Below are 10,221 nucleotides of genomic sequence, written 5' to 3' on the forward strand. Positions count from 1 at the left end.
CATTCTTGCATCAGGGCTGACACCAGCCGCGAAGATCCTTCCCGCGAACGACGGGGTGCAGTCGTCCACGTGAGGCATGTACAATAGTGCACTATTTTCAGTCTCGGGTTGTTACTCAAGTGCAAAGTGAGGCACAACCAACACTGCAACGTAACCGGCTGGGTTCTCATCACCCTCATGACGGCCGGTTTGGTCATCATTATCTGGGGCCTGGCCGGCCCGGCGCTCAGCGGAGTCTTTCAGCAGGCCATCGCCCGGGTCAGCGGAATCTAGAGCAGCGCCTCCTGTCCTCGTGACCATGAAACGGATGCTCCGCACCGGCTCACTGCTTCGCTTGCGCCTGTCATCTGGCCCCTCTGCGGGCCCGGCCTCCGGCGAGTGTGGGTCGGCTGTGGCAGAGTTCGTGATGGTCGTCTCGCTGCTCACCGTGCTGACGTTGGCGGTCTTGCAACTGGCGCTGGCTCTGCACGTGCGCAACACCGTGCTGGACGCGGCCGCTGAGGGCGCGCGTTTCGCGTCGCTCGCGGACAGCGGATTGGCGCAGGGTGCCGAACGTACGCGTGATCTGATCACGACGGCTGTCGGGCCCGCATACGCCCACGATGTGACCGCACGCTACGCCGTGCAGGGGGGATTCCCCAGCGTTCAGGTTCGCGTCGTGACGCCGCTCCCGCTGCTGGGCCTCTTTGGGGTCGCTCGAGGGCTGGAGGTGGAAGGCCATGCGGCACGCGAAACGCTGGGCTGAGTCCCGGCGTCCTCACCTGCACGGTTACGCCGGGGAAAGCGGCTCGGCTTCGCTCGAGTTCATCACGGCGGGCCTTATCCTGTTGGTCCCGCTCGTGTACCTCGTCGTGGCGATGTCGGCGCTCCAGGGCGGTTCGCTCGCCGTGGAGGGCGCCGCTCGGCAGGCCGCGCGGGTGTACGTTCAGGCGCCCGACGAGGCCACGGCCCAGACGCGGGCCGAGCGTGCTGTGCAGTTTGCCCTCGCCGACTACGGGTTGGAGGCCGGGGCGGCACAGGTCGACATTCACTGCACGGCCGCCACGACCGGCTGTCTCACCAGACACAGCGCCGTCACCGTGACCGTGCGGATCAGCGTGGCCCTCCCGTTGGTACCCGACGTGCTGTCCGTGCGCGGCGCGGCGAGCGTGCCCGTGCAAGCCACGGCCACGCAGGTTGTGTCGAGATTCTGGGCTACCCAGTGACCGCGGCAGGCGCGGGCAGACGAGCGTTTCACGGTGCTGCCGACGATGAGGGATCCACCCTGCTGCTGACGATCTTCTTCGGCTTTCTGTCCCTGGTGCTGATCCTTGTGGTGGTCGCGGCGACGTCCCTGTATCTGGAACGCAAGCGACTGTTCACCCTGGCGGATGGCGCGGCGCTCGCCGGGTCTGAGGCCTTCGAATTCGGCACGGCAGCGCCGGGGGCAACCGGCACGGAGGGAATGCTTCGACAGTCCGAGGTGGAGGCAGCCGTGACCGAGTATCTGGCCCTGCCCCATGAGGATTTCGAGGAGTTGACCGTGATCGAGGCGTCCTCCTCCGACGGTCACAGCGCCAGGGTGACACTCAGCGCCTGGTGGCGACCGCCGGTTCTGACCCTCGTTATCCCCGCCGGCTTACCGGTGAACGTGACCGCCGTGGCGCGCTCGGTTTTGTGGTAACAGTTTTAAGCTTCGGGGTGTATCATTCACAGAACACGTAGCCGTCATCGAAAGCCGCTTACTCTGTAGGTGGCTTTTATTATTCGGCCGGGTGGTTCAGTTTTTGTCCAGCCCCGGACCCCGGTTGGCGGTACCGACGGATTTTTCGTCGTTCAGCCGGTGCGGTCGCCGCCGGGTGATGCGTTCATTGTGCGGCTGCCACCTCCTGCTCGGATGGACCGTCTCCACCATGAATGCGCTACTTGATGCGGTACTTGACGTTGAAATCGTCGAGCTGCTCGACTTCGACAATAATTTTCCCTGTGAAGGGGTACACCACGAGCGCGGTTTGAGCGGGCACAACCCCAACGAACCCGGCGGCTTTATGGTGATCTCGCCGTGCTGCGGCCCCAAGGTGATCCAGTGCTCGTCGCGCGTGATCGCCATGCGCACTTCCGGAGTGCTCTACTGCGGAATCTGCAAGAGGGAACACCTCACGAGCGAGTACCACTTCATCCCGCTGCCGGACTGATCCACCGTTTCGCCGCAGTCCGTCAGGTGACGGATGCTGCAGCCGATACTCTCGGTATCGCACCACTCTGGTGCCGAGGGGAATTTTGTGAGCGTCAAGCGGGATCGATTGAACGGCGCGGGAGCGCAGCTGGCCACCGAGGTCAGTATCAACTTCGGCTCGAGCCTGGCCGGCCTGCTGATACCGGTCGTCGGATCGCCGGTCGTGGTCGCCGCGCGCCAGATCGTCATGGTCTGTGTCATTCTGCCGTTCTACCGACCGAAACTGTCGACGCTGAGCTGGAACCGAGTCTGGCCCGCCCTCCTCCTCGGCGTCGTGTTGGCAATTATGAATGTCACGTTCTATGTGGCCGTGGGGTTGCTCGGCCTCGGGATCGCCGCCACGATCGAATTTCTGGGGCCCTTCGGACTGGCCCTCGCGACATCCCGCCGCCCCCTCGACTTCGTGTGCGCCAGCGCGGCAGCCGGCGGCGTGTTTCTACTCACCTGGTCCGACGGCACCCTGAGCGCGTTGGGCATCGCGCTCGCCCTCACCGCCGCGGCAGCCTGGGCCGCGTATATCCTGCTGACCCGACGTGTGGCCGCGGAATTCCCCGGGCTCGAGGGCATCACCATCGCCAGTCTCATGAGCCTCGTGCTGGTCGTACCGCTTGCCCTCTTCACCGTCGATTTCGCACAACTCAACTGGGGCATCATCGCGTTACTCGCCCTGATCGGAGTGCTGTCCTCCGCCTTCCCGTACACGGTTGACACGTATATTCTTCGTCGCATCACGCCGCGCCTTTACTCGATCATCACGAGCTTCGGGCCGGTCATCGCGGCCGCATTCGGCGCGCTCGTGCTCGGTGAGACATTCACGCTGCAGCAGCAGATCGCCATTGTCGTCGTCTGCGTGGCCGCGGGCGCAGCCATCGCCACGCAGCGCGACCGTCCCCGTTCCGATCTCGAGCTGACTGCCACCGCGATTCCGTGACGCTCGGCTCCATGACTACTCGATGATGATGCCCAGGTGGGCCGCGAGCAGTGGTGCCAGGAGGGCGAGCTGGGCGTCGTCGATCGTCGCGCCGCGCAGGCCCTCCAGCCCATGGATGGCGGAAAAATCACTCGTGCGAACATCAACGTCCTTGAGCCTCGCGCCGCCCACGTCGAGCGTTCCGATGCGGCAATTCTGCAGCTCCAGACGCTGAACCGTGGCGCTGCCGAGGTCGAGTTCATCAATGATGCAGTTCGAAATCAGCACGTCCGTGAGCGTCGCATTGCGCAGGTTCACAAAGTCAAGCTTGGATCCGTCGATGTGCACGCCGCGTAGCTGGGCGTCATAGGCCTCCACCGAACCCAGTCGGGCGTGGTCCACGCGCACGTCGCGCCAGGTCGAGCGTGGCGCGCTGAACACGGGCGCATGCAGATCGGTCGCGAGGCACTCCGAGAACGTGACCCCGCGCAGTTTCGTCTCCGTGAACGTGACCGCCGTGAACTCACATTCCGTGAAGGTCGCCCCCGTGAAATCGCGGCCGCTCAGGTCGCATCCGCTGAAGCGTTGGGCCTCCAGGCTGTCGCCGCTGCGCACGGCAGAACCATCGTTGTCGCTGAGGTCATCGAGTCGGAGCGGGTCGATGGCCGGACCGCGGGTGCGTGGCCTCGCCACGCCTAGGCGGCCGGAACGGGTTCGAGCACGAAGAGTGGGATGACGCGATCGGTCTTGGTCTGGTACTCGGCGTAGTCGGGGAACGCTGCCACGGAACGCTCCCACCACACGGCCTTTTCGTCTCCGGTGACTTCGCGTGCGACCATATCCCAGCGCTGGGTGCCGTCCTGCAGTTCCACGAGCGGATGCGCCACCACGTTGGCGTACCAGCCCGGGTTTTTCGGGCTGCCGCCGAGCGACGCGACGGCCGCGTAGCGGCCCTCGTGCTCGACACGCATGAGCGGTGCTTTGCGCAGCTTGCCTGACTTGACGCCGAGGGTGGTCAGCACGATCACGGGCAGGCCACGCAGTGTGGTGCCCTCGGTTCCGCCGGAGCCTTCGTACAGATCGACCTGGTCACGTACCCACTGGGCAGTGCTGGCTTCGTATTCTCCGATGAGGGGCATGATCTGCACAACCGGTGGCGAACGCGGAACATTCCCGGTGGCGGGTCAACCTGCCGGTATCGCTAGGCCGCCGTTCCGACGAAGAGTTCACATCGAGCGTTGTAATAGTCCTCCGTGACGCCTTCGTGCGTCATGCCGATGCGTTCGCAGACGCGCTGCGAGGCGAGGTTGAGTGGGTTGGTCACCGCCACGACTCGCCCGAGGTCCTGCGAGTAGGCATGTTTCAGAACGGCGGATGCGGCTTCGCTCGCGCATCCTTTACCCCAGGCGTCGGGGTGGAAGTGCCAGCCGATCTCCGTGTCGCCCGACGGACACACGGTGAGGTCGCTGCCGGACGCGGGGATGAATTTGAGCAGGATGCTACCGAGGAGCTTTCCACTGTCCGCTTCCGTGACCGCCCAGACGCCGTGCACACCGTCGTCGAGGTCGTGCCAGGCGCGGATGTGGTCGAAGGCCTCCGACAGGGATGCCATCACTCGGGGAACGGCGCCGATGTAGCGCTGCACCTCCCAACGCGAGTACACGTCAAAGACAAAATCGGCGTCATCGCCGACGAAAGGACGAAGAAGCAGCCGTTCGGTGTGGATCGTGAGCATGTGTGGCGCCTATCAGGGGTGGAACGAACCTAGCGGGGTCGGAACGGTGCGTACCGCGGAATGTACCGATACAGCAGTATGGCCCCTACCAGCCCGACCACGCCCATAATCCCGCTGGCGAGGGAGAGGGAGACCAGTCCGGTCACGCCGGCCACGGCCAGCGGCGCCGCAGCGCTGCCGGCATCCGCTGTGAATCGCCAGGCGCCGAGGAAGGCGGCCGGATGCCTGCGGGGCGCGAGATCGGCGCCCAGAGTCATCAGGAGCCCGCTGCCGATGCCGTTGGCCAGCGAGAGGAACATGGCGATGCCGATGAACCATTCGACGTTGGTGGGCAGGTCGTGAGTGAGGGCAAGCACGAGGTGTCCGACGCCGAGGCCGATCATGGACGGGATTGCGCTCCACATCCGGCCGAAGCGGTCCATGATCTGGCCGCTCACGTAGAACAGGGCGAAGTCGACCCCGCCGGCAATGCCGATGATCAGCGCCGTGTGAGGTGCGCTGATACCAATGCTCACGGCCCACAGCGGCAGCATCACCGTTCGACTGGCCCGCAGGGCTCCGACCAGTGCCGCCCCCGTGCCCAACCTCACGAGCACCTCCCGGTTGGCGCGGATGGTGGCGAAAATGCCCGGGGCTCGCTGGGCGTTCGGGGCATCGTCGGGGCTCGTGCTATCCGGGTGCGGCGCTCTGCGCGACGCGCGGGTGCTGAACATGCCCGACGGGTCCGGCAGCACCAGCAGAATGGTGGCCGCTGCGAGGCAGCACGCGATAAAGAGCCAGAAGGCCGACTGCGTGCTGCCCGTGACAAAGATCAACCCGGCAGAGAGAATGGGGCCGATGAACCAGCCGGCACGAAAAACACCGCCGAGCGTCGAAAGGGCACGGGCCCGATACACGAGCGGTACATAGCTGGCCATGAAGGCATGCCGCGCGAGGGCGAAAACGGCGGTCGCAATTCCCACGATGAAGATGCCCACGCCCAGCACGAGCGGGTTGGGCGCGGCCACGCAGAGGAGCACGGCGATGATGGTGAGCAGGGAGGCCCACAACATGGAATTGCGCTCGCCGATACGGGAAACGATGAACCCGCTCGGAATATCGCCAACCAGCTCGCCGAGCATGATCATGGCCGAGATGAATCCGGCTATGGCCAGGGTTGCTCCAAGGTCGTTGGCGACCAGCGGAATGAGGGGAATGATGGCGCCCTCACCGATGGAAAAGAGCAGCGTGGGCAGGAACGCTGCGAGGGCGACGGACCGCAGGCTGAAGGGTGGCGCGGACTCAGTCATGAATTTCGATGCTACGCCTGGCGCGCACCTCCGATTACACCAACCGGGCCGGGTAGGCTGGACACCGACATGATTGACTTGGATTATTCGGAGCAGATCGCCGCGTTGCGGGCCACGTTTGGTGACATTCGGTCGGTGATCGACATCGATCGCCTGAAATCGGACATTGAAGACCTCAATGGTGAGGCCGGCATGCCCGACCTGTGGGACGACACGGAGCACGCCCAGAAGGTGACGAGCGCCCTCAGCCATCGCCAGTCCGAGCTCGCCAAGATCGAAAGCATTGAATCTCGCCTCGACGACCTCGAGGTGCTCGTCGGCATGGCCAACGACGGCGAAGGCGATCAGGAATCGGCCGATGAGGCGGCGACCGAGCTCGCGAGCCTGCAGAAGCTGCTCGGCGCCCTCGAGGTGCAGACGCTGCTCAACGGAGAATTCGACGAGCGCAACGCCGTGATCACGATCCGTGCCGGCGCCGGGGGAGTGGATGCCGCGGACTTCGCCGAGATGCTGCTGCGTATGTATCTGAGGTACGCCGAGCAGCATAACTACCGCACGAGCGTCCTCGACATCAGCTATGCCGAGGAGGCCGGAATCAAGTCGGCGACCTTCGAGGTGGACGCTGAGTACGCCTTTGGCACGCTCAGCGTCGAGGCCGGCACCCACCGCCTCGTGCGCATGAGCCCGTTCAACTCGGCGGGAAAACGCCAGACGTCGTTCGCCGCCGTCGAGGTCGTGCCGTTGATCGAACAGACCGAATCCATCGAGGTGCCCGACAACGACATCCGCGTCGACGTCTTCCGCTCCAGCGGCCCCGGCGGCCAGTCGGTGAACACCACCGACTCCGCGGTGCGCATCACACACCTTCCCACCGGCACGGTGGTGAGCTGTCAGAACGAGAAGAGCCAGATTCAGAACCGTGCGGCGGCGATGCGCGTGCTCCAATCGCGTCTGCTCGTGCTGGAGCGGGAGAAGGAGGCCGCCACGAAGAAGGAACTGGCCGGCAACATCACTGCGAGCTGGGGCGACCAGATGCGCAGCTACGTGCTCGCGCCCTACCAAATGGTGAAGGACCTTCGCACCAATTACGAGGTCAACAATCCCAGCAACGTCTTTGACGGCGACCTTGACGGCTTCATCTCCGCAGGCATCCGCTGGCGCAAGACGGCTCCTCAGGACTAAACGGACCGCCACTGCTGCCCATCGGCTGGGTTAAGGCATGTCGCTGTGGCGAATTGCCGGATGCCTGCCTAGGCTCGAACTGCCATGATTCGATTTGATCACATCACCAAGAAGTATCCCGGTACAACCAGACCGGCACTGAACTCCATCGATGTCGAGATTCTGCGCGGCGAATTCGTGTTCTTGGTCGGCGCCTCCGGCTCGGGAAAATCGAGTTGCCTGCGTCTCGTGCTGAAGGAAGAAAAGCCCACGAGCGGCAGCATCCACGTGCTCGGCCATGACCTGAGGTCGATCTCCAACCGTAAGGTGCCCTACTTCCGCCGCAATCTCGGCGTGGTATTTCAGGACTTCCGCCTGCTGCCGAACAAGACGGTGTTCGACAACGTGGCTTTCAGCCTGCAGGTGATCGGCAAGTCTCGCGGATTCATCCAGGAAGCCGTGCCTGACACGCTCAAGATGGTGGGGCTCGCCGAGAAGGCCCAGCGACTGCCGCACGAGCTTTCCGGCGGCGAGCAACAGCGCGTCGCCATCGCGCGCGCCATCGTCAACAAACCGCAGATCCTTCTGGCCGACGAGCCGACGGGAAACCTCGACCCGACCACCAGCGCCGAGATCATGGCCCTCCTCGCGAGCATCAACGCCGGCGGCACCACGGTGATCATGGCCACGCACGAGGCCGGGATCGTTGACAAGATGCAGCGCCGTGTGATCGAACTCGCTAACGGAACGATCGTGCGCGACGAACGTCAGGGCGGCTACGCCACGGCAGCGATACCCGTGAGCCAGGGAGTATCAGGCCAACCCGCCGCTGCGGTATCGGCGGAGCCGTCTTCGTCCGGCCCCGCGACGTTCCGCCCGCCCGCGCAGACGATCGTCTCGGAAGCCGATTCCAGCAAGCCCTTCACCTTTCCCCCGGCACCCGCCGCCGCGCCCCGCACGCCCGCGCCGGAGGAGACCGTTCCCGTCGCCGTCGTTCCGGTCGCCGTGGTGGCGGACACTGTGCCGGCTCCGCGAGCCGCCGTTGTCTCCGATTCCGGTATGCCGCGGATGCCCGAGCCCTATGCGCCTCCCGAGCCCCAGGCGGAGCCCGAACCGGACGAGGTCGCCGATGGTGGCCCGACGATGACGCGCCCCGTGCTGCCCGTCACTCAGCATGACGCACCCGAGCAGCTCACGCTGGCGGAGAAGCTCGGGCTTCGTGCTCCCGGCGAAAACCCAGACCAAACCGGCGAGCAGAACGTGGGCCCCACCCGATGAGACTTGCACTCGTACTCTCCGAGGCCGCTCACGGCCTGCGGCGCAACGCTCCATGGTCGTATCCGTCGTGCTTGTCACATTCATCTCGCTCACCTTTGTGGGCGCCGCCGTTCTCATGCAGATGCAGATCGGCCAGATGAAGAATTTCTGGTACGAAAAGGCGCAGGTGGGAATCTACATGTGCACCGACGTCTCGTCCGGTGAAACGTGCGCCGGCGGTGAGGCCACTGCGGAGCAGATCGCCGCTGTGGAGGCCCAGCTCACCTCGGACACTCTGGCGCCGTTCGTTGACAAGTTCTACTTCGAAACCCACGAACAGGCCTTCGAAAACTTCCAGACCCAGTTTGCCGGCAACCCCGTGGCCGATTACGTCACCCCGGAACAGCTCAACCAGACGTTCTGGGTGAATCTGAAGGATCCGTCTCAGTCCGATGTACTCGTCGAGAGCCTGTCCGGTGTCTCCGGCGTCGAAAACGTCGCTGACCAGCGCAAGTATCTCGACCAGATCTTTTCGGTGCTGAATGTGGCCAGCTATACGGCAATCGGAATCGCCGGGCTCATGCTCGTGGCAGCAGCCCTGCTGATCGCCACGACGATTCGACTGTCCGCCTTCTCGAGGCGGCGTGAACTCGGCATTATGCGGCTGGTGGGTGCGTCGAACCGGTTCATTCAAACGCCGTTTATTCTGGAGGGTGTGTTCGCGGCCCTCCTCGGATCCCTTCTGGCTGGAGGGGCGATCGTGGGAATCGTGCACTTCTTTGTGCAGGGTTATCTGGGGGCGAGGCTGACCGGATTCGCGCTCGTGGGAATGGATGACGCGATCGTCGTGGTGCCGATCCTGTTAGTCGTGGGCGCTGTGCTGGCGGCCTTCTCTGCCAATTTCGCGATCACGCGTTACCTCAAGGTTTAAATTCACTGATCTGGCGAGCACGCTAGACTGATGGGCTGCCCGGTGCATGATCGGGCGACTCAAGATATTGGAGAGTGCTGTGCCTAGGGAACGTGGCGAGAAGGTTGTAGCGTCGAACCGCAAGGCGCGCCACGACTATTCCATCGGTGACACCTACGAGGCCGGAATGGTCCTGAGCGGCACCGAGGTGAAATCGCTGCGCGCCGGACGTGCGTCGTTGATCGACGGCTACGCCTTCATCGAAGGTGGCGAGATGTGGCTCGACGCGGTGCACATTCCCGAATACACGGCCGGGACCTGGACCAACCATCCTCCGCGTCGGAAGCGCAAATTGCTGCTGCACAAGCAGGAGATCGTCAAAATCAGCCACAAGACCAAAGAGGGTGGTTACACCCTCATTCCGCTGAGAATCTACTTCCTGGACGGACGCGCGAAGGTGGAGATTGCGGTAGCCAAGGGCAAGAAAGAATTCGACAAGCGGCAGACCCTTCGGGAACGTCAGGACAAGCGTGAGTCGGACCGGGCGATGTCGGCCCGTCGTAACCTGGGGGACTAGTTTTCCGGCGCACTGATCCGATGTAGAGTGAAGGACTGCACGTGATGCAGGCGAACAGCGACAACTCAACAGCGTGTGACAACCACCCCATCATGGGGATGATCGGTTTCGACATTGTTTGCGCAATTATGAGAAGCGGGTCGAGGATGCAGGGTTATCTCGTAAAC

Annotated in this window: 12 protein-coding genes and 1 pseudogene; 9 read left to right on the forward strand and 4 right to left on the reverse strand. The window is 63.9% G+C overall.

The genetic code is table 11. The features are described from left to right. Positions 1 to 391: 391 nt before the first annotated feature. The 5 genes from JF66_RS05205 (at position 392) to JF66_RS05225 (ending at position 3,146) form a co-directional block, all read left to right on the forward strand. Positions 392 to 745, forward strand: a complete 354-nt coding sequence (locus JF66_RS05205) for a TadE/TadG family type IV pilus assembly protein (protein WP_035876064.1) — start codon at positions 392 to 394, stop codon at positions 743 to 745. Then, complete coding sequence (locus tag JF66_RS05210) at positions 720 to 1,205, forward strand: hypothetical protein (protein WP_035876039.1); 486 nt, start codon at positions 720 to 722, stop codon at positions 1,203 to 1,205. Before JF66_RS05205 ends, JF66_RS05210 begins: the two co-directional genes overlap by 26 nt. Continuing rightward, positions 1,202 to 1,663, forward strand: coding sequence for a pilus assembly protein TadG-related protein (locus JF66_RS05215; protein ID WP_051973149.1), 462 nt, complete (start codon positions 1,202 to 1,204; stop codon positions 1,661 to 1,663). The genes JF66_RS05210 and JF66_RS05215 overlap by 4 nt, the downstream gene beginning before the upstream one ends. A 229-nt stretch (positions 1,664 to 1,892) precedes the next feature. Then, positions 1,893 to 2,174, forward strand: coding sequence for a hypothetical protein (locus JF66_RS05220; protein WP_035876041.1), 282 nt, complete (start codon positions 1,893 to 1,895; stop codon positions 2,172 to 2,174). A gap of 87 nt (positions 2,175 to 2,261) precedes the next feature. Beyond that, positions 2,262 to 3,146, forward strand: a complete 885-nt coding sequence (locus JF66_RS05225) for a DMT family transporter (RefSeq protein WP_035876070.1) — start codon at positions 2,262 to 2,264, stop codon at positions 3,144 to 3,146. A 15-nt stretch (positions 3,147 to 3,161) separates the two neighbouring features. Here JF66_RS05225 and JF66_RS05230 read toward each other — a convergent pair whose 3' ends face one another. The 4 genes from JF66_RS05230 to JF66_RS05245 all read right to left on the reverse strand — a co-directional run bounded on the left by JF66_RS05230 (position 3,162) and on the right by JF66_RS05245 (position 6,149). Further along, positions 3,162 to 3,818, reverse strand: coding sequence for a pentapeptide repeat-containing protein (locus JF66_RS05230; protein WP_035876044.1), 657 nt, complete (start codon positions 3,816 to 3,818; stop codon positions 3,162 to 3,164). A gap of 2 nt (positions 3,819 to 3,820) precedes the next feature. Continuing rightward, positions 3,821 to 4,264, reverse strand: a complete 444-nt coding sequence (locus tag JF66_RS05235) for a nitroreductase family deazaflavin-dependent oxidoreductase (protein ID WP_035876073.1) — start codon at positions 4,262 to 4,264, stop codon at positions 3,821 to 3,823. 62 nt (positions 4,265 to 4,326) lie between these two features. Next, positions 4,327 to 4,860, reverse strand: a complete 534-nt coding sequence (locus JF66_RS05240; RefSeq protein ID WP_035876047.1) for a GNAT family N-acetyltransferase — start codon at positions 4,858 to 4,860, stop codon at positions 4,327 to 4,329. Positions 4,861 to 4,889: 29 nt separating this feature from the next. Beyond that, a complete protein-coding gene (locus tag JF66_RS05245) occupies positions 4,890 to 6,149 on the reverse strand; it encodes an MFS transporter (protein WP_035876050.1) in 1,260 nt (419 codons plus the stop codon). 69 nt (positions 6,150 to 6,218) lie between these two features. Between JF66_RS05245 and prfB the strand changes: the two genes are divergently transcribed. The 4 genes and pseudogenes from prfB (at position 6,219) to smpB (ending at position 10,054) form a co-directional block, all read left to right on the forward strand. Then, positions 6,219 to 7,331 carry a peptide chain release factor 2 gene (gene prfB, locus JF66_RS05250; RefSeq protein WP_035876053.1) on the forward strand — a complete coding sequence of 371 codons (1,113 nt, stop codon included), beginning with the start codon at positions 6,219 to 6,221 and terminating at the stop codon, positions 7,329 to 7,331. A gap of 84 nt (positions 7,332 to 7,415) precedes the next feature. Beyond that, positions 7,416 to 8,588: a cell division ATP-binding protein FtsE gene (ftsE, locus tag JF66_RS05255; protein ID WP_035876057.1), complete on the forward strand. Its 1,173-nt coding sequence runs from the start codon at positions 7,416 to 7,418 to the stop codon at positions 8,586 to 8,588. Beyond that, positions 8,585 to 9,498 (forward strand): annotated as a pseudogene (gene ftsX, locus JF66_RS05260) (permease-like cell division protein FtsX). Before ftsE ends, ftsX begins: the two are co-directional and overlap by 4 nt. A 79-nt stretch (positions 9,499 to 9,577) precedes the next feature. Continuing rightward, positions 9,578 to 10,054, forward strand: coding sequence for an SsrA-binding protein SmpB (gene smpB, locus JF66_RS05265; RefSeq protein ID WP_035876061.1), 477 nt, complete (start codon positions 9,578 to 9,580; stop codon positions 10,052 to 10,054). The last annotated feature ends 167 nt before the right edge of the window (positions 10,055 to 10,221 follow it).

Origin of the sequence: Cryobacterium sp. MLB-32 (genome assembly GCF_000738085.1) — a bacterium.
Lineage (GTDB): Bacteria > Actinomycetota > Actinomycetes > Actinomycetales > Microbacteriaceae > Cryobacterium.